This is a genomic window from Streptomyces sp. NPDC059371, assembly GCF_042751995.1.
In the GTDB taxonomy this organism is placed as follows: domain Bacteria; phylum Actinomycetota; class Actinomycetes; order Streptomycetales; family Streptomycetaceae; genus Streptomyces.
On the sequence record NZ_JBHYXD010000130.1, the window covers coordinates 1 to 22,416 of the forward strand.

General features: G+C 71.2%; 21 protein-coding genes. 9 read left to right on the forward strand and 12 right to left on the reverse strand.

Going from position 1 to position 22,416, the window contains the following annotated elements; genetic code table 11:
- Nucleotides 1–609 precede the first annotated feature (609 nt).
- Nucleotides 610–948, forward strand: coding sequence for a beta/gamma crystallin domain-containing protein (locus ACFXGX_RS39420; protein ID WP_384802008.1), 339 nt, complete (start codon nt 610–612; stop codon nt 946–948).
- A 314-nt stretch (nt 949–1,262) separates the two neighbouring features.
- Here the strand turns inward: ACFXGX_RS39420 and ACFXGX_RS39425 are convergent, their stop codons facing one another.
- Nucleotides 1,263–1,964, reverse strand: coding sequence for a hypothetical protein (locus tag ACFXGX_RS39425; protein WP_384802011.1), 702 nt, complete (start codon nt 1,962–1,964; stop codon nt 1,263–1,265).
- Between the two features lie 88 nt (nt 1,965–2,052).
- A complete protein-coding gene (locus ACFXGX_RS39430) occupies nt 2,053–2,979 on the reverse strand; it encodes an oxidoreductase (protein WP_384802014.1) in 927 nt (308 codons plus the stop codon).
- Between the two features lie 604 nt (nt 2,980–3,583).
- Between ACFXGX_RS39430 and ACFXGX_RS39435 the strand changes: the two genes are divergently transcribed.
- The gene (locus ACFXGX_RS39435; protein WP_384802017.1) at nt 3,584–4,309 is read left to right on the forward strand and encodes a GntR family transcriptional regulator; all 726 of its coding nucleotides are present in this window, start codon (nt 3,584–3,586) and stop codon (nt 4,307–4,309) included.
- Nucleotides 4,310–4,331: 22 nt separating this feature from the next.
- On the opposite strand, the gene ACFXGX_RS39440 is transcribed toward ACFXGX_RS39435, so the two are convergent.
- Nucleotides 4,332–5,240 (reverse strand): class I SAM-dependent methyltransferase, encoded by a 909-nt coding sequence (locus ACFXGX_RS39440; protein ID WP_384802020.1) that lies wholly within the window; start codon nt 5,238–5,240, stop codon nt 4,332–4,334.
- 128 nt (nt 5,241–5,368) lie between these two features.
- Between ACFXGX_RS39440 and ACFXGX_RS39445 the strand changes: the two genes are divergently transcribed.
- Nucleotides 5,369–6,988 carry an alpha-amylase family glycosyl hydrolase gene (locus tag ACFXGX_RS39445; protein ID WP_384802023.1) on the forward strand — a complete coding sequence of 540 codons (1,620 nt, stop codon included), beginning with the start codon at nt 5,369–5,371 and terminating at the stop codon, nt 6,986–6,988.
- 584 nt (nt 6,989–7,572) lie between these two features.
- Here ACFXGX_RS39445 and ACFXGX_RS39450 read toward each other — a convergent pair.
- Together ACFXGX_RS39450 and ACFXGX_RS39455 are read right to left on the reverse strand one after the other, a co-directional pair.
- Nucleotides 7,573–8,379: a hypothetical protein gene (locus ACFXGX_RS39450; RefSeq protein ID WP_384802026.1), complete on the reverse strand. Its 807-nt coding sequence runs from the start codon at nt 8,377–8,379 to the stop codon at nt 7,573–7,575.
- 77 nt (nt 8,380–8,456) lie between these two features.
- On the reverse strand, nt 8,457–9,104 hold the full coding sequence (locus ACFXGX_RS39455) for an RNA polymerase sigma factor (protein ID WP_384802029.1): 648 nt from the start codon (nt 9,102–9,104) through the stop codon (nt 8,457–8,459).
- Between the two features lie 241 nt (nt 9,105–9,345).
- Between ACFXGX_RS39455 and ACFXGX_RS39460 the strand changes: the two genes are divergently transcribed.
- Together ACFXGX_RS39460 and ACFXGX_RS39465 are read left to right on the forward strand one after the other, a co-directional pair.
- Nucleotides 9,346–9,630, forward strand: a complete 285-nt coding sequence (locus ACFXGX_RS39460; protein ID WP_384802032.1) for a hypothetical protein — start codon at nt 9,346–9,348, stop codon at nt 9,628–9,630.
- A gap of 210 nt (nt 9,631–9,840) precedes the next feature.
- Nucleotides 9,841–10,875 (forward strand): NlpC/P60 family protein, encoded by a 1,035-nt coding sequence (locus ACFXGX_RS39465; protein ID WP_384802035.1) that lies wholly within the window; start codon nt 9,841–9,843, stop codon nt 10,873–10,875.
- A 220-nt stretch (nt 10,876–11,095) separates the two neighbouring features.
- Here the strand turns inward: ACFXGX_RS39465 and ACFXGX_RS39470 are convergent, their stop codons facing one another.
- The 5 genes from ACFXGX_RS39470 to ACFXGX_RS39490 form a co-directional block, all read right to left on the reverse strand.
- Entirely contained in the window at nt 11,096–12,388 is a 1,293-nt protein-coding gene (locus ACFXGX_RS39470) for an RNA polymerase sigma factor (protein WP_384802064.1), read from the reverse strand.
- Nucleotides 12,379–12,720, reverse strand: coding sequence for a YciI family protein (locus ACFXGX_RS39475; protein WP_384802067.1), 342 nt, complete (start codon nt 12,718–12,720; stop codon nt 12,379–12,381). Before ACFXGX_RS39475 ends, ACFXGX_RS39470 begins: the two co-directional genes overlap by 10 nt.
- Nucleotides 12,717–13,463: a nuclear transport factor 2 family protein gene (locus ACFXGX_RS39480; protein ID WP_384802038.1), complete on the reverse strand. Its 747-nt coding sequence runs from the start codon at nt 13,461–13,463 to the stop codon at nt 12,717–12,719. The genes ACFXGX_RS39475 and ACFXGX_RS39480 overlap by 4 nt, the downstream gene beginning before the upstream one ends.
- A 94-nt stretch (nt 13,464–13,557) precedes the next feature.
- The gene (locus ACFXGX_RS39485; RefSeq protein ID WP_384802041.1) at nt 13,558–14,811 is read right to left on the reverse strand and encodes a cytochrome P450; all 1,254 of its coding nucleotides are present in this window, start codon (nt 14,809–14,811) and stop codon (nt 13,558–13,560) included.
- A gap of 78 nt (nt 14,812–14,889) precedes the next feature.
- On the reverse strand, nt 14,890–15,723 hold the full coding sequence (locus tag ACFXGX_RS39490) for an alpha/beta fold hydrolase (protein ID WP_384802044.1): 834 nt from the start codon (nt 15,721–15,723) through the stop codon (nt 14,890–14,892).
- Between the two features lie 132 nt (nt 15,724–15,855).
- Between ACFXGX_RS39490 and ACFXGX_RS39495 the strand changes: the two genes are divergently transcribed.
- From ACFXGX_RS39495 to ACFXGX_RS39510, 4 genes are all read left to right on the forward strand, one after another.
- Entirely contained in the window at nt 15,856–16,305 is a 450-nt protein-coding gene (locus tag ACFXGX_RS39495; RefSeq protein WP_384802047.1) for a MarR family winged helix-turn-helix transcriptional regulator, read from the forward strand.
- Nucleotides 16,306–16,495: 190 nt separating this feature from the next.
- Nucleotides 16,496–17,293 (forward strand): nitrilase-related carbon-nitrogen hydrolase, encoded by a 798-nt coding sequence (locus tag ACFXGX_RS39500; protein WP_384802049.1) that lies wholly within the window; start codon nt 16,496–16,498, stop codon nt 17,291–17,293.
- Nucleotides 17,294–17,858: 565 nt separating this feature from the next.
- Nucleotides 17,859–18,998 carry a transcription termination factor Rho gene (gene rho, locus ACFXGX_RS39505; protein WP_384802052.1) on the forward strand — a complete coding sequence of 380 codons (1,140 nt, stop codon included), beginning with the start codon at nt 17,859–17,861 and terminating at the stop codon, nt 18,996–18,998.
- Between the two features lie 231 nt (nt 18,999–19,229).
- Nucleotides 19,230–20,516: a D-alanyl-D-alanine carboxypeptidase family protein gene (locus ACFXGX_RS39510; protein ID WP_384802055.1), complete on the forward strand. Its 1,287-nt coding sequence runs from the start codon at nt 19,230–19,232 to the stop codon at nt 20,514–20,516.
- Here ACFXGX_RS39510 and ACFXGX_RS39515 read toward each other — a convergent pair.
- Both ACFXGX_RS39515 and mptB read right to left on the reverse strand, forming a co-directional pair.
- Nucleotides 20,399–21,784 carry a glycosyltransferase 87 family protein gene (locus ACFXGX_RS39515; RefSeq protein ID WP_384802058.1) on the reverse strand — a complete coding sequence of 462 codons (1,386 nt, stop codon included), beginning with the start codon at nt 21,782–21,784 and terminating at the stop codon, nt 20,399–20,401. The two genes, ACFXGX_RS39510 and ACFXGX_RS39515, sit on opposite strands and share 118 nt — an antisense overlap.
- Nucleotides 21,781–22,416 (reverse strand): polyprenol phosphomannose-dependent alpha 1,6 mannosyltransferase MptB (gene mptB, locus ACFXGX_RS39520; RefSeq protein ID WP_384802061.1); only part of this gene is annotated, 636 nt, incomplete at its 5' end. The genes mptB and ACFXGX_RS39515, both read right to left, overlap by 4 nt.

The following is a 22,416-nucleotide window of genomic DNA, read 5'->3' on the forward strand; positions in this document are numbered from 1 at the left end:
GGTGCGTGCTCTCGGCGTGCCGGCCCCCGGCCTGCGTACTGGATGTACTCGGGTCTGGGGCCGGTGCGGCGAGAGTGCGTGCCAGGCGTCGCCGGGCAGGCGAGACTTTGCGGACACGACCTAGTACTGCGACGGTTTCCGCCGTGACTGCCGGCCGGGTTGCCCGCCGGTGCGGGCCTGAGACATCACTCCGTGGCCACCGCCTGCAACGCGGACACGTGGAGAGGACCCGATACGCCTCTTCGCCTGGGAAGTACCTCCGGCTGGGGCAGGAAAAGGACGTCGACAATCCGCATTCTTGTCGGCCAGAGGCACCTTTCTTCTACCTGGCCAAAAGGTCTTACGGGCGGCCGAAAATCAGGCTTTAACCCCGCTCCAAGTGGTTCCGATCTAGACATTCAGAGGCACATTCCGGTCCAGGGGGCCATAGATCCTTGCCGTATGCATCCGCCTTGCCGGATCTTCGTGGAGAAAGCCCGAGAGACAAGACGAAGGAAGGGTCGCACGAAGGCAGGCAGACACCCTTTTGGCAAGCTTTCATGCGTCCGGCCGTGTCGTGCTCTCCCTGTTCGAATGTTGAATGAAGGAGAAGTTGTGATCTCAAGGACGATGAGGGTAGCCCGTTCCGTGGCCGTGGCGGCCGCGGCCACCATGGCCGTCACGATTGCCATGCCCACCGGCAACGCATTCGCCATCGACCACATCGAGTGCCGTGGCGGGGCGGACTACCTGAAGATCTGGTCGCACCTGGACGGGAGGTCCAGCGTGGACTGCTACGCCAACAAGGGCCGGACCAACTTCGGCTCGTGGTGGGTCGACCGCATTTCGACGGGCAACAACGATCTCATCTACTACGACGCGAACGGCGACTCGGTGCGCATCAACCGGTGGACCGACATCACTTTCCCGAGCCGCCCTCCGCAGGTCAAGGACATCGAAATCCTCTAGCGGCCGATCAGGCAACTCCCCGGGAGAGGTCGTATCGACGCGCGACCCTTCCAGGATACGAATTCGGTCGCGCGCTGAACTGAATTCCACACCAGGATCAACCGAATTCCCTCCGGATTATCGATGCAGGTCGCGCGATTTTCGCGCGGCCTGTATCGGCCTGTTCCCGTAACATTCCGGGGGCCATGGTCGCGGGCGCGCGGGGAGAAAAGAGATATCCACCCATGGCGTACCGGGGCGGCGCGGCCTCGGACCGGGACCGGCGAAGGGCCGGGGCCGTCCGTCGGACGGTCGCCTCAGAAGACACGGTCGTGTCAGAAGAGGCCGGCCCACTGTGCGTCAACGCTCCAAGTGCTCGCTCCCGCCGCGTAGTCGGCGAAGAGCGCGGTCACCTCATCCCGCCCACTCAGCACGCAACGGTAGTGGTGTTCCATCGAGCCTTCCCGGTGTTCGACGGCGAAACCGTCCGTGGCGAGGCCCGCGTTGGGGCCGTGGCCGACCTGCAGGAAGTGGCCGCTGCGCCGCTCCAGGATCAGGAACCAGTTCTCCGCGGACAGCCGGCGCACGGCACGGTCGATCACCTCGGGGTCCGGGTCCTCCACCTTCAGCCCGACGCACGGCCGGAGGCTCAGCCCGTCGGCCGCGCGCTGCGCGGGCGGACGGTGCAGCATCTGGGCCTGCGGGTCGAGGCAGACCAGACCGTGCCGGCCGGCGAGGGCCACCACCTCGGGCGCCGTGCCGTCGGCCCGGCTCCAGGACATCGGCATGATCACATGCGCGGCGGAGACGTCGAGGCCGGCTGCCCAGGGTGACGCCTCCGCCCGCGCGTCGTCGTCCGACGTGGCCGAAAGCCCGGGGAACCGGTCGGTCAGTTCCCGGTGGAAGGCGGCCACGGCCTCGTTCGCCACGACTCCGGCACCGGTCAGGTCGCCGTCGCACAGCCGCTCGTACGTGCGCGTGGCATCGGCGACCGAGACGCGCCCGGACTCGAACCACACCGCAAGGTCGAAACTCACGTCGCCTCCATCCACCGAACCCTGACGCGGCGAGCCTACGGCCGGCCTCTGACAACGCCTCCCCTGCATTGGGGTATTGGGGCACCCTCTACGCCGACGCCCCGCCGCCTGCCCGCTCCCCGCAACCTGCCGGCGCATCGAGCAGTTCCAGTTCCTCCGGGGTGAGCCGCAGGGCGCCGGCCGCGATGTTCTCGTCGAGGTGGGCCGGGTCGGTCGTGCCCGGGATGGCCAGGACGTGCGGCCCGCGGTGGAGGGTCCAGGCGAGCCGCACCTGTGCCGGTGTGGCGCCGTGGGCGCGGGCGACCGTACGGACCCGGTCGTCCGGCTCCTGCCCGGCGGCCGCCTCCCGGCGCAGTCCTGAGACCGCGAAGAAGGGGACGAAGGCGATGCCGAGCTCGCCGCAGAGATCCACCAGCCCGCTCTCGTCGGCCCCGCGCGCGTCGAGCCCGTAGGAGTTCTGCACGCAGACGACCGGAGCCATGGACCGGGCCTCGGTGACATGCTCGGGGCCCACGTTGGAGAGGCCGAGGTGACGGATCAGGCCCGCCTCGCGCAGTTCGGTGAGCGCCCCGAAGTGCTCGGCGACGGAGTGCGTGTCACGACCGTTCCGGCGCAGGTTCACCACGTCGAGCTGGTCCCGGCCGAGCTGCCGCAGGTTCTCCTCCACCTGACCGCGCAGTTGGTCGGGGCGGGCCATGGGGTACCACTCCCCGGACGGGCTGCGGCCCGGCCCGACCTTGGTCACGACGACCACGTCGTCCCGGCGGGACGACAGCGCGCGGTTGATCAGCTCGTTGGCCGAGCGCAGCGGTGAGAAGTAGAAGGAGGCCGTGTCGATGTGGTCGACGCCCTGGTCGATCGCCCGGCGCAGCAGGCGGACCGCGAGGTCGCGGTCGATCGGCGGACCGTCCGAGTTCCCGGCCATGCCGTTGCCGGTCAGTCGCATCGCTCCGTAGCCGATCCGGTTGACCTCCAAGTCGCCCAGTTTCCAGGTCCCCGCGGCCGCCGCGCTCACTGTGCACCGTCTCCTCTCGTCCCGGTCCTGGGCGGACGGTCGTCCCACCGTCCGGCCGGAGCCAGGAGTATGCGGCGGCCACGGGGTGCGCCGACAGGGGTGCGGGCCGGGCGAATTGTCACACTCGATTCGGGAACGAACCGTCCCTGCAAGGCCGTTGAACCTGCGGAGAGAGGATCGGATGGACTTGCCGACGCATTCCCTTGGACCTGCTGCCAGACCTCGCCTTGGGCCGGCTGACAGACGTTCCCTTGGACCGGCCGGCAGACCTTCGGTCCGGGGCCCGCGCGATCGGCGCCCGGCCGGGGACTTTCGGACACGATGGGCCGGGCGGGTCTCGCGATCTCGCGGCCCCGGAGACAGGGTCGCGCCGAGATGCGTGACCGGTCGGGCGGGCCCACGCATCGCCCCCGGCCCAAGGATGTCCGCGCCCGAGGATGCCGGGGGCGGCGCGCTCCGAGCGCGGTGCGGGGCGACCGGGAGCGCGGGCGGAATTCGGCCTAAGTCCCCGGACGCTCTTTGCTACTGGTTTAGACCAATGCTACATGTGGTGGCGCACCGAGCTCACACGGCTACTTCATGTCACCATGCAGGAGGCGCGGACATGGCCCGCACCACCCATCCGACCGACCACGAACCGCTCTACGCGCGGATCGCCGCACAACTGCTCGACGAGCTGCGTGACGGGATCATTCCACCCGGCGAACGACTGCCGGGGGAACGCGAGTTGGCCACTCGTTTCGGCGTCAGCCGGGAGACCGTACGACAGGCGCTGCACATGCTGCGGCGCGACGGCCAGGTCTCCACCGACCGACGCGGCAGCCATGCGACGCTGTCCGGCACCGGCGCCGAACACGTCCCATCCCTCGACTTCCCCGTCGGCGCGCACACCGGCGAACCCGAAGGGTGCCGCAGGACCACCGTGACCTGGGAGACTCCCCCACCGGAACACGCGAAGGCCCTCGGACTCGCCCCGCGGCGGGCGACGTTGGTCCATCGCTACGAGTCGGCCGCGACCGACGGCAGCGGACTGCGCTCTGCCGTGACATCGTTCTCCGCCATCGCCGTGACCGAGGTGGAGGAGCTCGCCCGCTACCGCGACCGGGCGGACGGCCACGCCTCGGCGCAACTCTCACGCGCCTACGACTGGATGCGCAAGGCGGGTCTGACCCTGCACCACCGGGACGCGATCACCAGACTCCCGCAGTCGGTACGGGTCACCCGGCGCGTGCACGACCAGTACGACCGTCCCCTGGAGATCACCGATCTGACCGTGGACGCCCAACAGGACGCCCTGGTCTACGAGTTCACGTTGCCGGCGGCCAAGTGAGCACCGGGGGCGGGGAACAGCGTCACGCGCCGCCGCCGGGCGCTCCCGGGGTGTCCTCGCGTGTGGCCACGACCATGCGAACCCGCGGACTGCCGTCCCGTCGGCGGCCGAACTCGTTCAGCGCGTGAAGCTCCGTCCGGAATCCGGCCCGCGCCAGCTCCCGCTCGACGTCTCCGAGCCGGAACGTGCGGTAGTACATGACGAAGGTCGGACGCCGGACGGCGTTGCGCACCCGCATCACCGTGTCGAATCCCAGCAGGGCCCAGTACCCGAGCGAGTCGGGCCGCGGCGGGGCCATGATCGGGAAGGCGAAGCGTCCGCCCGGGCGCAGGACGGCGTGGACGCCGGAGAACAGGCCGGGCAGCTCACGCGGCAGGAAGTGCCCGAAGGCGCCGAAGCTCACGACGAGGTCGAACACGGACCCGAAAGGGAGGTCGCGGGCGTCCGCGCGCACGAAGGCGACCGCCGGGGACCGGCCCTCGCCCTCGGGCGGCCTGTCCTCGCTCACCGGGGATCGGCCCCCCTTCGCCGATGACCGGCCGTCACCCACCGGGGACCGGTCCTCGCTCGTCGGCGACCGGTCCGCGCCCAGCGGGGACCGGCCCTCACCCGCCGGGGACGGCCGGTCACCGGCCCCGAGTCGTGAGCGTCCGACCGCCAGCATGCCCGCGCTGATGTCGACCCCGGTGACGCTGTCCCGGCACAGCTCCCGCAGGACCTCCATGCCCGCGCCGGTGCCGCAGCAGAGGTCGAGTCCCGCGGCGAACGGCCCGATCGGCGCCAGGGCGCTCCCCACGGCTTCGAGGATCGTGTCCGGCGTCCGGAACGGCGTGTGGTCGAACTTGGGCGCGAGCAGGTCGTAGCCGTGCTCGATCGACGAGAGAGCCTGCACGGCCAGCTCGCGGAGGGTGGGACCTTGCGGGGTGAACATCCCGCCGAGCTTAGAACCTGTCCGGCCGGTCAGGGTGGAGGATGCCGACGGCGCCATGAGGGGGACGCCGGCCGAACGGCGGCCTGTGGGGCAGCGGACGCCCGGTGCGCTGATCTATCGTCCCGGACATGACCTCGTTCCGCCCCGCCCCCGCCTGGCTGGCCGACGCCGTCTTCTACCAGATCTATCCGCAGTCGTTCGCCGACTCGAACGGTGACGGCATCGGCGACTTCGCCGGAATCACCGAGCGCCTCGACCACCTCGCGTGGCTGGGCGTCAACACCGTATGGCTCAACCCGTGTTTCGTCTCCCCGTTCGGCGACGCCGGGTACGACGTCGCCGACTATCTGCGGGTCGCACCCCGCTACGGCTCGTCCGACGACCTCGCCCGCCTCGTCGACGCGGCGGGCCGCCGCGGCATCCGTGTGCTCCTCGACCTCGTGGCGGGTCACACCTCCGACCAACACCCCTGGTTCCGGGCCGCGCTGGACGATCCGGCCGACGACCGGTACATCTGGGCGCCCGAGAGCCGGGCACCGGACGGCTTCGTCCCCTCCCCCGGGACCCGCCCGGGGGCCTACCTGCCGAACTTCTTCGCGTTCCAGCCCGCCCTCAACTTCGGTTACGGGCGCACCCGTCCGGACGAGCCCTGGCGGCTGCCGGTCGACGCACCGGGTCCGCGCGCCAACCGGGCCGTGCTGCGCACGGTGATGGACCACTGGCTGGGCCTGGGTCTTGCCGGCTTCCGGGTGGACATGGCCGCCTCGCTCGTGAAGGACGACCCGGACAAACGGGAGACGGCCGCGATCTGGACGGAGTTGAGGCGCTGGCTGGACGGCGCGCATCCGGAGGCCGTGCTCCTCGCCGAATGGGGCGAACCCGAGGTGTCCGTCCCGGCCGGGTTCCACGCGGACTTCTTCCTCCAGTTCGGCGGCCCCACCGACGGGCTGGCCCTGCGCTCGCTGTGGAGCAACGGCGAGGGCACGGTCAACGAGGCCTGGGACCCGCTCGACTGCTTCTTCGACGCCGAGGGCCGCGGCTCACCGGGCCCCTTCCTGGACGCCTGGCGCAAGGCCACCGGCGCGGTCGGCGAGAGCGGGTTCATCGCGTTGCCGACCGCCAACCACGACTTCTCCCGTCTCAACTGCGGCCCCCGCACGGCCGGTCAGCTTCCCGCCGCGTTCGTCTTCCAGCTCACCTGGCCGACGCTTCCGGCGATCTACTACGGCGACGAGATCGGCATGCGCTACGTTTCCGGACTGCCCGAGAAGGAGGGCAGCGTGCTGGGACCGCGCTACAACCGCGCGGGGTCCCGTACGCCCATGCAGTGGGACGACAGCCCCAACGCCGGTTTCTCCACGGCCCCTTCCGACCGGCTGTACCTCCCCCTCGATCCGTCCCCGGACCGACCGACCGTCGCCGCCCAACGGTCCGACGACGCCTCGCTCCTGCATCTCGTACGCCGTCTGGTCGCGCTGCGCACCGGGGCGCCGGAGCTGGGGCCGGCCGGCTCGGTCGAGGTGGTGCACGCCGGATACCCGTTCGTGTACGTGCGGGGCGGCCGGTATCTCGTCGTGGTCAACCCGCGTCGAGAACAGGCGAGTTGCCCTGTCGAGTGGATTTTCGGCGTCCGCTCCCTGGAATCGGACGGCGTCGGGATCGGCGCCGGTACGGTGAGCGCCCGGGGATTCGGCTACGGCATCTTCGAACTCACCGGCTCACGGGCCGAGTCAGCCGCCCAGACGTAGCCCGGCGAGCCAGACGTCCGGGTTGTTCGGGACAGCTTGCGAGCGCGGGGCCACCGACACGGTGGCCCTCTTCGTTGGTCTACCGCTTCCCTGCCTGCCCGCCGGCTGACTGCCGGGTGGGTGGGCCGGGGCCTTCATCGCGTAGGCGAGGAAGGCGAGGTCGGCAGTGATCCGGGAACCGGTCCGGTGACCCGCTCCGGTGCTTTCGGCCGGGGCGGTGGTGGTACCCGGCATCGGTCGGCCGGCCTGTCGCCGCCGCCTTCGACAACGGCGAGCAGCCGTCGTAGCCGGACTGCAGGTGGCTGAGAACCCTCTCCAGATGGGCTGTCAGGTTCTTGTGACGCCGTAGTTCACGGATCCGCTCGACAGGCAGCTCGCGCCAGTTGCTGCCGAGAGCGCCGGCGTCCGCCGATCTGCACGGCACTCGACGATCTTCGCTCCAGGCCGTAGGCATACCGAGACCGACGACCGTTTACTTTCGGGAACGCCTGTCGATCTGGGCGAGCTCATCCTCAGCGCCGGCGAGACCGGCGCGTAGTCCTTCGACTTCGCCGGGCAGCAATAGGGTCGACCGAATCGCCGATTTACCGGTTGCTGGTGAACTGCGGGTCCTTCTCCTGGTTGTAGATCTCCTCACCGGCTGCGTTGTAGGCATGGACGTAGGGGCTCGGGCCCGCATAGTGCGAGCCGGGATTGTCGACGGAGAGAGCCGCCGCGTAGACAAACGCGCCGCCCGCCATGACCGCCGGGTACTGCTTCGGATTATCGCCGTAGCTGATGGCGATCTTGGCAATGTTGGATGTGTAATGCCCGGCGCCCAACATGAGATATCGCCCCTTGCCGGTGGCCTCGCGAATGGAGTCGAAATACTCGATCGTACGACCGGTGCCCCACAGGCGATTGTTGATGAACGTGGGCGGGGAATCCTGACTGTTGCCCTTGTCGCCCTTTGACTGGCATTGCACGTACTGATCGGCGGAGTTGACGGCGATGACCACACCGTCCCCGTCCCGCGAGGCGATGGGAGCGCGGGCCGCGACCACCGCGTGGTAGCTCGAGGCATCCGAGCCCAGGCAGGAGGCCAGGATCTTGGCGACGGTCCCCGCGTCGATCGGGCTCGTCGTCCCACTGGTGATGGCGAACGCGTCCGGGGTGGAAGTCGTGCGAGTCGATGACGGCGCCGACGTGGAGCCACGCGTTGTGATCGGACTCGGTGCGGCGACGCTCGTCGGGTTTCCGGCAGGATCGGCGAGAAGCGGCCTGGCATCCCCTACCCCGCTGAAGACGGCCACGGCCGCGACGCTCACCGCCGCGACGCCGGCGGCAACACCCAGCGGCACTCCCCACCTGCGTCGCAGCGAAGCACGGTTGTCCTCTGGATCGATCTTCATCAGTAGCTCCTCTCGGGTCCGCCGGTGGTTCGGCAGATCACGATCGGAAGGAGCCGCGGGAATGCCCGGCATGTCATTCATCGTGCGACCTCTTCCGCGTTGACGGGACTCCTCGAACTGAATGACGCCGGAACCGTGGATCTGCCGACGAGGTCGGCCCCCAGCCTCCGCCGCGCCCGGTGCAGTCTGGACTTGACGGTTCCGACCGCCACCTCCAGCGTTGCCGCAGCCGCCTGCTGATCCAGGCCCGACCACACGCAGAGCTCGACGACCTCGCGTTCGTGGCGCGGCAGCCGAGCCAGCGCCCGGTGGATCTCCGACATACGACGCGCGTCGTCGACCTGGCCGGCGACGCGGTCCGCGTGGTCGCCCACCGACTCGTCGTGCGAGACGAGCCGGCGCAGCAACGCCTCGGCCCGCCTCAGCCGCCGCCTGGTGTTCGACAGCAGGCGGTCGGCGATGCCCAGCAACCACGGCAGGGCCGAGTCGCGGTCCAGCACCGTCTCCGATCGCCGACGCCAGGCATGCAAGAACACGGTCGACGTGAGGTCTTCGGCCTCGGACCAGTCGGCCGTCCGCCGGAACAGGTGGTTGTAGACGGTCTTCCCGTGACGGTCGAAGATCCGACCGAACGCCTCCCGGTCGCCGTCGACGGCCCTCACCCACAGTTCTCGATCAGATATCCCTCCGACCCGTACGGCGGGACCAGCGTCATTCAGTTCCATGCCCTATACGTGTCCGGCAACCGGCCGAAGGTTCCCGCTGAACCAGATCCGCTTCGACGGACTCGGGTTCAACCGGCAGAGCGACGGTGCCGGTTGAAGGCAGACGGCGCTCCCCCTGCTGCCGGAGGAGTGGTCGCCCGAACAGATCGTCGGGCACCTGAGTCTGCATCACGGGGACGACCCGCGGACGCGGATCACCCACGAGACGATCTACCGGGCGATCCACACCACCCGCTGACAGGTGGTCCCCCGCGAACTGTGCAGGCTCGTTCGAACTGGCCGCCCGATCCGGAAGAACAAGCGCCACACAGTGAAAGGCCAGTGGCGTTCACAGATCACCGACGCCCGACCGATCGAGAAGCTGCTCCGGCAGCATCTGCCCAAAGGAACAAACCTGTCGACGTTCAGCCAGGACGAGCTTGACGCCATCGCGACGAAGCTCAACAACCGGCCGCACGAGTGCCCGGGATTTCACACATCAGCCGAGAGTGTCGCCTTGACCGGTCGAATCCAAATCAACACCTGACGCCTAACCGGCAACACCCTGAAGGGAGCCGTCACTCGTCTCTGTCACTCAACATCCGGCATTACAACGCCACTTGCTCTAATGAAGACTGAGTCACTACAGTCGCCACCCGAACCTTTGCTCGGTTGTTCACTCGCTGGGGTGACAGTGAAGGATCACCGCTCGTCGGCGTATGCGGCAGGCGGCCGAAAGAAGAAGGAGTTCGCTTTCGTGGCGTCCCACCGTCGACCCAAGCAGCCGAGCCGCACCCGTGTGACCGTGCTCACCACAGCCGCCGCTGCCGCCGTTGCCCTCAGTGCCACCGTCGCCAATGCCGCGCCGTCCGAGAAGCCCGACAAGGACGAGGTCAAGACCAAGGTCGACAAGCTCTACCAGGAGGCCGAGCAGGCCACGGAGAAGCTCAACGGCGCCCAGGAGAAGCAGAAGGAACTGCAGAAGGAGATCAACTCCCTGCAGGACAACGTCGCCCGCGGCCAGGACGCGCTCAATCAGCTCCGCGACGGCCTCGGCTCGATGGCCAGTGCCCAGTACCGCACCGGCGGCATCGACCCCTCCGTGGCGCTCTTCCTCTCCTCGAACCCGGACGACTTCCTGGACAAGGCCTCGGCCATGGACCAGCTGACCGCTCAGCAGGCCGAGTCGCTCAAGAAGGTCCAGGAGAAGCAGCGTTCACTCGCCCAGCAGCGCGCCGAGGCCTCCGCGAAGCTCAAGGACCTCGCCGACACCCGGATCAAGCTCGCGAGCAAGAAGAAGGAAGTCCAGAGCAAGCTGGGCGCGGCGCAGAAGCTCCTGAACACGCTGACGGCGCAGGAGAAGGCGGCGCTGGCCACCCAGGACCAGCAGCGGGCCACCCGCGCCGACGAGCGGGTCGACCTCGGCACCACCAAGGCCGCCTCGGGACGCGCCGCCGCCGCGTTCGCCGCCGCCCAGAGCGTGATCGGATCACCGTACGCGTACGCCCACTCCGGCCCCAGCACCTTCGACTGCTCGGGCCTCACCTCCTGGGCGTACGCCCAGGCCGACGTGACCATTCCGCGCACGTCGCAGGCCCAGGCCAACGCGGGCACCCGCCTCTACTCGCAGAGTGATCTCCAGGTCGGCGACCTGGTCATCTTCTACGGCGACCAGCACCACGTCGGCCTCTACGCCGGCAACGGCCGAGTGCTGCACGCCCCGCACACCGGCGCGTTCGTCCGCATCGAGTCGATGGCCGACATGCCCTTCCAGTTCGGCGTCCGGATCTGATCCGTGCCTCGGTCCGGGGCTGCGGTGCGGTCTTGATTCACGGGGCCACGGCCGGAGAAGGCAGCGAACAAGGACGCGCTGAAGAGGCGGCGCCGCCGGGTGGCCTGACCGCCTCCGGGCCAGTTGGGCCACACACGGGACCGATCTTGGATCCATCAGGCCCAGTTTCCCGCTCCATTGAGCAGTGGGCTAGACCAGGCATCAAACCGACGAAGAGCCCCTACGCCGGTCGACACTCCGCGAGCCGCTTCTCCAGAAATCTCCGCTCGGCCGCGTTCTCCACCAGCCCGAGGGCCCTGTCGTACGCGTCGGCGGCCTCCCCCGTGCGTCCGGCGCGGCGCAGCAGGTCCGCTCGGGTGGCGGGCAGCAGGTGGTAGGCGTCCAGCTCGCCCTCCGCCTCCAGTTCGGCGACCAGGGCGAGGCCCGCGTCGGGGCCTTCGGCCATGCCCACGGCCACCGCCCGGTTGAGCCGCACCACGGCGGAGGGCACGAAGCGCCGGAGCTCGCCGTAGAGGCCGGCGATGTCGGCCCAGTCGGTCTCCTCGGCCGTGGCGGCGGTGGTGTGGCAGGCGGCGATGGCGGCCTGGATCTGGTACGGGCCGGGGCGCCCGCGGCGCAGGGCGGTCTCCAGGAGTGCGGCGCCCTCGTCCGCCTCCGAGGTGTCCCAGGCGGTACGGTCCTGGTCCTCCAGGGTGACCAGGTCGCCCGAGGCGTCGACGCGGGTGCCGCTGCGGGCGTCGTGGAGCAGCAACAGCGCGAGCAGCCCGAGGACTTCGGGCTCGTCGGGCATCAGGCGGGCCAGCACGCGGGCCAGGCGGATCGCCTCGGCGGAGAGGTTCGCGCGCACCAGATCGGCGCCGGCCGTGGCGGCGTACCCCTCGTTGAAGAGCAGATAGAGCACGCCGAGGACACCGGTGGTGCGTTCGGGCAGGAGGTGCGCGGGCGGTACGCGGTAGGGGATGCCGGCGTTGTGGATCTTCCGCTTGGCGCGCACCAGCCGCTGTGCCATCGTCGCCTCGGGGACGAGGAAGGCGCGCGCGATCTCGGGCGTGGTCAGCCCGGCCAGGGTGCGCAGGGTGAGCGCCACCCGGGCCTCGATGGCCAGCGCCGGGTGGCAGCAGGTGAAGATCAGCCGCAGCCGGTCGTCGTGGACCCCGCTCTCCTCGTCGGGTTCCGATTCGTACGGGTTGTACATGTTGTACGGGCCGTACGGGTCGTACGGTCCCTCGTCGCGCGCCGACACCGCCACCTCCCGCAGCTTCCGCGCACCGACCGCCTCGCGGCGCAGCACGTCCAGGGCGCGGTTGCGCGCGGTCGTGGTCAGCCAGGCGCCGGGGCGGCGCGGCACCCCGTCGCGCCGCCACCGGTCGAGCGCCTGGGCGAAGGCGTCCTGCGCGCACTCCTCGGCGAGGTCCCAGTCGCCGGTCACCCGGATCAGGGTGGCGACGACCTGGCCCCACTCCTCACGGAACGCGGCCGCGACCGCCTCCTCGACGCCGTCGTTCACTCCCAGAGCGGCCGCACCTCCACCGAACCGCCGCCCAGCGCCGCCGGATGCCGGGACGCGAGCGCGATGGCCTCGTCGAGGTCGGCGACCTCGATGATGTCGATGCCCGCGACGTACTCCTTCGATTCGACGAACGGTCCGTCGGTGAGCAGGACTTCGTCGCCCTGGACCCGGACGGTCGTGGCGTCGGCGGCCGGGCGCAACCGGGCACCGCCCTTCACGATGCCGCGCTCGCGCACCTCCTGAATGTACGAGGTGAACCGGGGGTCGTCGGCCAGTTCCTCGGGGGCGAGCTCCTCGCCGTCGACCGGAGTGCAGATGAACAGGGCGTATCTCATGGCCGTGCCCCGCCCGTCGGCGGGCGGCCGGCGTCCGACGGCACCGAGATGTGCTGGTGCACGATCCGCCAGCGGTCACCGGCCGCGCGGTATCCCGTGGTGACGCGTGTGGTGGAGTCCAGCGTCGTGCCGTCGGCGAGCGGTGCGCGTACGCGCACCAGGGCGTGGCTGAAGGCGACGCTCTCGTCGATGCGCAGCCGGAAGTCGAGCACCTCGCGGTCGGCGGGGCCGGCGAGCGCCGCGAACCACTGTTCCTCGGCCTTGCGCAGGGCGTCGGCGCCGCTCTGTTCCACGCCGCTCACGGGGTGGAAGACCTCGACGTCGGGGGCGTAGCAGGCCATGGCCCGGTCGAGGTCCCGTTCGCGCAGGGCCTCGGTGAGTTCGGTGTCGAGGCGGCGGATCTCCCCCTCGGCGTCCTCGTCGTCCCAGAAGGGTCGGACCTCCATGGCGCCGATGGTGGCGACGGGGTGCTTCGCGGCGGCCTCGATCGCCTCCTCCATGTCGGCGCAGTCGAGGATGTCGAAGCCGGCGACGTACTCCTTCGTCTCGGCGAACGGCCCGTCGGTGCGGAGCACTTCGCCGTCGCGTACGCGGACGGTGACCGCGTCGGCGGGCAGCCGGAGCCGGTGGCCGTGCAGGCGGACGCCCCGCTCGGCGCCCAGTTCCTCGACCCACGGTTCGACGGGCGCCATCCCGGAGGCGTCGGCGGTGTCGTCGCCGCAGACCAGCAGCATGTACTTCATGGTTCCTCCTGGTACTCATGAGCTTCCTACACCCCACCGACGGACGGCACTCCGGCGAATCGACAGGCGGCGAAATCTTTTTTCCCGAACGCCGTCAGACGCGGGAGGTGCCGGGCCGCACGGGAAGGACCTGGACGCTGTTGCCGACGAAGCTGGTCTGCTGGGTGAGCTCCGACTCGGACACGGCGAGGTCCAGGTCGGGGAAGCGGGTGAACAGCCGTTCCAGGGCGATGGTGGCCTCCATCCGGGCGAGCGGCGCGCCGAGGCAGTAGTGGGCGCCATGTCCGAGGGAGAGGTGGCGGACGGCGTCGGGACGCCCGGGGCGGGTGACATCGAAGCGGTCGGCGTCCGGCCCGTGCGCCGCCCGGTCGCGGCCCGCGGCCGAGTAGCCGGCGAGGACGGGCGTCCCCCGGGGGATGACGGTCCCGTCGACGGTCAGGTCCCGTACCGGATAGCGGAAGGGGAAGTAGCTGACGGGGGCGTTCCAGCGCAGGGTCTCCTCGACGACGTCCCCCCAGCTCGCCTCGCCCTTGAGGACCGGGTCGAGCTGGTCCCGGTGCCCGCACAGTGCCCGTACGGCGTTGGTGATCAGGTTCAGGGTGGTCTCGTGCCCGGCGATGATCATGAGTACCAGGGTGCCGATGAGTTCCTGCTGGCTGAGCCGGTCGCCGTCTTCGTCCCGGGCGGCGATCAGCGCGCTGGTGAGGTCGTCGCCGGGGTTCTCGGCGCGGGCGGCCGCGACGGCGCTCAGCACGGCCACCAGTTCGCGGTTGGCGGCGACGGCCTGCTCGGGGCCGATGTCGGTGGCGACGACCTGGTTCGTCAGATGGTGGAGCCGGTCGCGGTACTCGGCCTCGACGCCGAGGAGTTCACCGATGACGCTCATCGGCAGCGGGAGCGCGAAGTGCTCGCGCAGGTCGGCCACTCCCCCGCCCGCCTCGGCCGCCCTGTGCAGGCCGTCGAGCAGTCCGGAGGTCAACTCTTCTATGCGGGGACGCAGTTGCTCGACGCGCCGGGCGGTGAACGCCTTGCTGACGAGGGACCGCAGTCGGCGGTGGTCGTCACCGTCGGCGGTCGTCATCCCCTGCACGGTGGCGAAGGTCATGAGCGGCCAGCCGGCGGCGATCCTCCCCTCGCGCAGGGCCGTGAAGTGCTGGGCCCCCTTGGCGACGTCCGGGTGGGCGAGGAACTCCTTCAACGCCTCGTGCCCGAGCACCACCGCGCCCTCCACCGCGCCGGGCAGCTCCACCGTCGCGACGGCGCCCCGCGCGAGCAGCCGCGCGTTGTCGGCGTGCGGACAGCCCCCCGCGGGGTCCAGGCGGTGCGGTATCTCGGACGAGGTGTCCACCGTGTTCTCCTTGCTGCTGGGCCGGGTTGACGGTCGTACGATGCCAACAGGCGTCGTACGACGATCGATTGTGCCTGCTCAGAGCAGCGTGCGCAGCAGCTCGGCGAAGCCCTTCGGGTGGGTCAGGTTGCCGTTGTGGCCACCGGGGAAGTGGACCGGCGCGACGCCGAGTCCGGCGGCCAGTTCCTCGGCGCAGCGGTAGTCGAACACCTGGCGTGGTGTGGTGCGTCCGGCCGCGGGGACGATGCGGACCGGCCCGTGGCGGAGCGCGGAGATCTCGTCCTGTCCGAGTTCGGCCCGGCTCATGGTCACGGCGTCGTGCGCGATGAAGAAGGTGAAGTTCGCCTCGCGGGAGGCGTCCAAGGGGGCCATCCTGGCGCCCGGTTCGACGTCCTGGCGGGCCGGGTCGATGCCGAGGATCTGGCCGATCCTGCGCACCCCGGCGATCCAGCCGTCCTCGCGGAAGACCTCACGCATCTCGTCCAGCTCCCGCCGGGCGCGCAGTTTCTCGGCCTCGGGCAGCATGCCGGGGATGGCGGGCTCGTGGGCGACCAGGACGCTCAGCCGCTCGGGCCGTCGCCGGGCGAGACGGAGCCCGATGACGGCGCCCATGCTGCACCCGAGCATCAGCGCGGGCCCGCCGTCGAGGTGGGCCAGCAGCCGGTCCACGTCGTCCACGTGCTCGTCGAGCGTGGCGCCGCGGGCCGGGTCGTCGAGCACGCTGCGGGACAGACCGCGCCGGTCGTACGTCACCACGGTGTACGTCTCGACGAGGTGGTCGACCATCGTGTCGCTGCGGTTGGCGTCGCCCTCGCCGCTCTGCGACACGAGCAACAGGGGCCCCTCACCGCGCACTTCGTAGTGGAGGGCGGCGCCGGGAACGGACAGTGAGCCGGTACGGGTGGCCTGCATGACGGGCTCCTCACACGGTCGCTCGCGGACACCCCTCGGTGCCGCGCCTCCCCCGAAGATAATCCATCATTTTTGATGCATCAAGAGAGATGCATTATTTCCGATGCATCGTGCTTGATACGATCTGGAGCCATGAACGGAGCGGAACTCTTCCTTCTGGGCCGGACCCTGATGAAGATCGGCGAGGAGGCCATCCCCGCCGAGGGCGTCGGCCGACGGTCCACGAGCACCCGGTCCATGCTGATCGTCATGCTGGACGTGTACGCCAACCCCGACACCACGGTCGGCGAGGTCGCCGTCCGCACGGGCATGCCGCAGAGCGCCGTGTCGGCGTGCGTGGCGCGCCTCAAGGAGGCGGGCTCGGTCCTCACCGTGACCGACCCCGCCGACCGCCGCCGCTCCCTGATCCGGCGCGACCCCGAGGTCACCGGCCGCCGGGCCGAGGTCGCGGCGACCCCGGTCGACACCGCGCTGGGCGCCGCTCTCGGCACCGAGGACGACGCGGAGATCGCCGAGACGGTCGCCCTCCTGGAACGGCTCGCCGAACGGCTGTCGCCCGACGTTCTCGGGCGCCTGCGCTGACCCGGCCGGAGCCGATCCACACTCCGGAGGGACCTGGCAGGGGCCACCCCGGCCCGGAGGGTCCCGGGCCGGGACCGATCCACCAGCCCGGAGGCACCCCGCCACGGGAAGCGGAAACGGCACCTGCCTCCTTACGCTCGTAGGGACACGTTTCCTTGGATCGCGGAACGCGGTCCCGGAGGTGACAGGCATGCGTGCCTCGCTGATACAGCTTTCCGTGGACGACGCGGATTCCGCGGACGAGCGCCGCCACCGGGCGGCCTCGCTGGTCCGCGCCCGGGCCGGCGACGATCTGGTGGTCCTGCCGGAACTGTGGGCGGCCGGCGCCTGGGCGTACGACCGCTGGGGGCACGACGCCGAGGCAGTGGACGGCCCCACCGCGGAGGCCATGTCCGCCGCGGCGCGCGAGGCCGGAGTCTGGCTGCACGCCGGATCCATCGTCGAACGGGACACGGACGGAACGCTGTACAACACCGCGCTGCTCTTCGACCGGGCCGGCGAGCTGCGGGGGCACTACCGCAAGATCCACCGGTACGGGTTCGACACCGGCGAGGCCACCCTGATGGGCGGGGGCGACGCCATCGTCACCGTGCCCACCGACTTCGGCGTGGTCGGCCTCGCCATCTGTTACGACCTGCGCTTCCCCGAACTCTTCCGGGGCCTGCTCGACGCGGGCGCCGAGCTGATCGCGATACCCGCCGCCTGGCCCGCGGCCCGGCTCACCCACTGGCAACTCCTCACGCGGACAAGGGCCTTGGAGGAGCAGGTCTTCCTCCTGGCGTGCTGCGCGACGGGCACGCACGGCGGTATGCGGCAGGGCGGACACAGCGTGGTCGTCGACCCGTGGGGAACCGTCCTGGGCGAGGCCCGCACCGCGGAGGAGACCCTGACGGTGGACCTCGACATGGCCCAGGTCGCGCTGATGCGCTCCGAACTCCCCGTCCTGCGCGACCGCGTGCTCGCCATCGAGGCTCCCGGGCGGCGGTGAATCCGGCCGCGGGCCGGGCGGACCGAGGCGCCTCGGAAGCCGGTTGATCCGGCGCCCGGCCCCGCGCGTCGAGGCACCCGGGAGCCGGCGGATCCCACTTCGGAGCGGGCAAGGGGTGCCGCGCATACGGTGAATCCGGCGCCCTGCCAAGCGGATCGGGGCAACCGGGAGCCGGCGGATCCCGCGGTGGACCGGGCGAGGGATGCCGCAGCGCCGGTGCGGCTCGACCGGCCGCGTGTCCCGGCGTCGTACGCCGAACTCTCGATCCGCTGAGACGCGGATCACATCCCCGCCACCCCAAGCCGTGCTACTGTGCCGACAGCACTCGTGTACGCCTCTTCGTTCAGGCGCCGGTGCCAGTTCCTATCTCCCGCCGCCACACCGTCGATCCCGACGGGCGGACCGGCTTCTCGGCACCACCTCCCGCACACCACCGGGGACTTCTCCCGTCGTGTCCGAGGTGATGTTCCCGCCGCACCGAGGCGCGCCCCGCGCCCTCCCTTCGCGGCTTCTCTCCCCCTTCCTCCCGCATGCCCATGCGATCCCGTCCCCGAGAGGACATCCCATGACCACCACACTCGAACACCCCCCAGTACAGGAGCGGCCCCAGGCCCGGACCGCCGCCGGTGTCCTCGACATCGACGGCAGCGGGAAGGGGCACCTGCGCTCCGCGAACCTCCTGCCCTCACCCGACGACCTCCAGGTCTCCCCCGCGCTGATCCGCCGTCACGGCCTGCGCAAGGGCGACACCGTGGAGGGTGTGCGCGGCGGGCCCCGGACCCTCACCGAGGTCGAGCGGATCAACGGCCGCGGCCCCGAAGAACCGCGCCGCCGCCCGCACTTCGGCGACCTCACCCCGCTGCACCCGCGTGACCGGCTCCGGCTGGAGCACCCGGCGAGCGGTCTGAGCGGACGCGTCATGGACCTGGTCTCGCCCGTCGGCAAGGGCCAGCGCGGCCTGATCGTCGCCCCGCCGAAGACCGGCAAGACGGTCCTGCTCCAGCAGATCGCCGCCGCCGTGGCCGGCAACCACCCCGAGTGCCACCTGATGGTGATGCTGCTCGACGAACGTCCCGAGGAAGTCACCGACATGCGACGCTCGGTACGCGGCGAGGTCTACGCCTCCACCTTCGACCGGACGCCCAAGCAGCACATCGCGCTCGCCGAACTCGTCGTCGAACGGGCCAAGCGGCTCGTCGAAGCGGGCCAGGACGTCGTGATCCTGCTCGACTCGCTCACCCGGCTGTGCCGGGCGCACAACAACGCGGCCGCCGCCGGCGGGCGCACCCTCAGCGGCGGAGTGGACGCCGCCGCCCTCCAGGGCCCCAAGCGGCTCTTCGGCGCGGCGCGCCTCGCCGAGGAGGGCGGCTCGCTCACCATCCTCGCCACCGCCCTGGTGGAGACCGGCTCCCGCGCCGACGACTACTTCTTCGAGGAGCTCAAGAGCACCGGCAACATGGAACTCCGGCTGGACAAGACCCTGGCCGCCCGACGGATCTTCCCCGCGGCCGACATCACCGGCTCCGGCACCCGCCGCGAGGAACTCCTGCTGTCGACGGCCGAGTCGACCGCCGTACGGGGGCTGCGCCGGGCCCTGCTGACGCGTGACGGCCAGTCGGGTCTGGAGACGCTCCTGGAGCGACTGCGCGCCACCCCGGACAACGCGACCTTCCTGCGCCACATCCAGCCGACCCTGCCGTCCTGACCCCCGCCCCGCGTTCAGTCCACCCCGCCGTCCTGACCCCACGCCGCATTCAGCCCACCCCGCCGTCCTGACCCCCGCCCCGCGTTCGTTCCACCCCGCCACCCTGACCCCCGCCCCGCGTTCAGCCCACCTCGACGCCCCGACGCCCGCGCCTGCGGCATCCGGGTGCTCGATGACGCCACTCGGCCCGGCCACCCCGGCGTGTCCCGCGTCCGTTCCTACGTTTGCGGTATGACCATCGGATTCTCATTCCGGACCGTCGCCTCTCGCTCCGCGGTCACGCGTGCCGCCCTGGCCTGCTCCGCCGTGTGCGCGGCCGGTCTGCTGGCCGCCGCGCAGAGCCCGGCCACCGCACTCGCCGACGCGGTCCCCGGGGCGCCCCGGCCCGCCACGCCGCCCCGTTCGGCGCTCGATCAGCCGGGCACACAGGTACGGCTCCGGCCCGGCGCACCCGATGTCCCCGAGGACGTCTCCGCGTTGTCCTGGCTGGTGGCCGACGCCCGGACCGGCGACATCCTCGCGGCGCACAACGCCCACCACAGACTGCCGCCCGCGAGCACCCTGAAGACCCTGTTCGCCCTCACCGTCCTCCCGACGCTGCCCGGCAGCACCCTGCACACCGTCAAGGAGCGGGAACTGGAGGGCATCGGCGCGGGCAGCAGCATGGTCGGCGTGGCCGAGGGAATCACGTACCGCGTCGCGGACCTGTGGCGCGGTGTCTTCCTCAACTCCGGCAACGACGCCGTGCACGTGCTCGCCTCGATGAACGGCGGCTGGACGAGCACCGCCGCCCAGATGCAGGCCAAGGCCCGTTCCCTCGGCGCGGACGACACCCGCGTCGTCTCACCCGACGGGTACGACACGCCCGGGCAGGTCTCGTCGGCGTACGACCTCGCGGTGTTCGGACGGGACGGACTGCGCAACCCCGACTTCGCCCGGTACTGCTCCACCTCCGAGGCGATGTTCCCCGGCCACGCCGGCTCCTCGTACGGGATCCAGAACACCAACCGGCTGCTCACCGGCGCGAACGGGGTGGAGCGGTACCCGGGTCTGATCGGTGTCAAGAACGGCTACACCACCAACGCCGGCAACACCCTGGTCGCCGCGGCCAAGCACGGCGGGCGCACCCTCGTCGTCACGGTGATGAACCCGCAGGCGGGCGGCGGACTGACCGTGTACGAGGAGGCGCGCTCGCTGCTCGACTGGGGCTTCGCGGCGGCCGGCGAGGTCGATCCCGTGGGGACGCTGCCCGAAGCGCCTGCCGTCCCCCCGGCCGGACCCTCCGCCCCCGCCCAGGCCGCCCCGCGCCCCGGTCGCGCCGCCGGACCCGGTCGCGCCGCCGGACCCGCGGCCGCCGCTCGGCCGGTACACAGCGCACGGCCGACCGCCGCCGCGCCCTCTCAGGACGAGGGGTTCGGCTGGTCCGGCGCGGCCGAGATCGCCGGTGCCGCCGTGCTGGGCGCGGCGGGCGTCGCACTGGGCCTGCGGCTCAAGGCGGCCCGGTCCGGGCGCGGCTGACCCACCGGCAGCCACAGCAGCAGCCCGAGCGTGATCCACGCATAGGTGTTGCTGCCGAGGAAGCCGTCGAGGCCGGACGCGTCGTCGAACCACAGCCACACCACACTGCTGCACAGCACCGCGTACAGGGCCGCCGCGACTCGCAGCCGGCGCCGCCGCAGCAGCACGGCGAAGGACGGCAGCAACCAGACGAGGTGGTGCACCCAGGTGATCGGGCTGACGAGACACGCGGCCAGCCCGGTCAGGGCGAAGGCGGTGATCCAGTCCTCGTCGGAGAGGGCGCGCGAGGTCCGCCACACCCACACGCACAGGACCAGCAGGGCCAGCGTCGCCCATATGGCCCTGCTCGGCTCCTGCGGTGCCACGAGCCGTGCCAGCACCCCCTGCAGCGACTGGTTGGAGACATAGTCCAGGCGCCCGATGCGGGTCGTGTCCCACAGTGCGTCGGTCCAGTAGAAGCGCGAGGCGTCCGGCGCCGCCCAGGCCGCCAGCGCGGTGGCCGCCGCGGCGACGGCCGTGGCGACACCGGCGGCCCGCCAGCGGCGGCCGAGCAGCAGCAGCGCGATGAACAGCGCGGGAGTGAGCTTGATCGCCGCGGCGAGACCGATACCGACGCCGGCCAGGCGGCCGCGCCCGCTCGACAGCAGCCAGGCGTCGCTCAGGACGAGGGCGAGCAGCACCAGGTTGACCTGGCCGAAGCTGAAGGTGTCGCGGACCGGTTCGAGCAGCGCCAGCACGCACGCCGCCAGAGCGCAGCCGAACCAGCCGAAGCGGCGCAGTTCGGGCCCGGCCAGGATGCCCACGACCAGGGTCAGGGCGGCGAGGTTGAGGAGCAGGGTGACGGCGATCGCCGTGCCGAGCCCGACCAGCGCCATCGGCAGCATGCCGACGGCCGCGAACGGCGGGTAGGTGAATCCGTACGTCGTTCCCGGCACCCGGTAGTCGTAGATGCTGCCGCCGTGGTGGACCCAGGTGTCGACCGCCCCGTAGTAGACGCGCAGATCGAACCAGTCACGCAGCAGCGGCACGGTGGCCGTGAACACGCCGACGGCGACGGCCAGTCCGAGGACGAGGAGGAAGCGCCGGCGGTCGGTGCTCAGCAGCGCCGTCACGCCGGCGGAACCCCGCCCGCCGACCGGCGTCCGTCTTCCGGTCGTCTCCGTCGTCGTGCTCCGCGCGCTCATGGCCCTCGTCCCGATCGCCCCGCTCGTCTCCCCCGTGCCTCTCGCCCCGCCCGGGTCCGTTCCGTGTTCCGTGTCGTCCGTCATGCCGTCCGCTCCAGTCCGGGTGCCGGCGGCTGTGCCGCCTGGTGGGCCTGCCAGAGCACGACGAGCGCGAGCAGTCCGCCGGAGACGGCGAGGATCACCTGTCCGGCGTCCGCCGGCGAACCGCTCGGCAGCACCGCGAGCGCGAGCACCGCGCTCGCGGCCGCGACGCGCCCGCGCACCGAACCGGTGGGCGCCGCCGCCGCGATGAGGAACAGGCCCCACAGCGCGTACCAGGGCCGGATCGCGGGACCGAACACCGCGACCGCGGCCAGGCTCAGGCCGAGCGCGTAGACCGGGTGCGGGCGCAGCCGCAGCCATATGAACAGCAGCAGCCCCACGGTCGCCACGAGTCCGACGGCGTGCCAGGCGGGCATCGCGAACGGCGCGAGACCACTGCCGAGCTCCTGGAGCAGGGCGCCGGTGGCGCGTCCGAGGACGCTGGTGGGTGACCAGTTGTGCGGCGAGACAGGGGTCTTGAGGGCGGCTATCCAGCCGTAGCCCGTACCGGCCACCGTCGTCGCGGCGACGGTCGTCGCCCCCGGGGCCCCCACCCGGGGGGGGGGGGGCCCGGCTGGGGGGCCCCCCGCCCCCCGCCCCCCCCCCCCCCCCCGCCGCCCCCCCCCCCGCCCCGC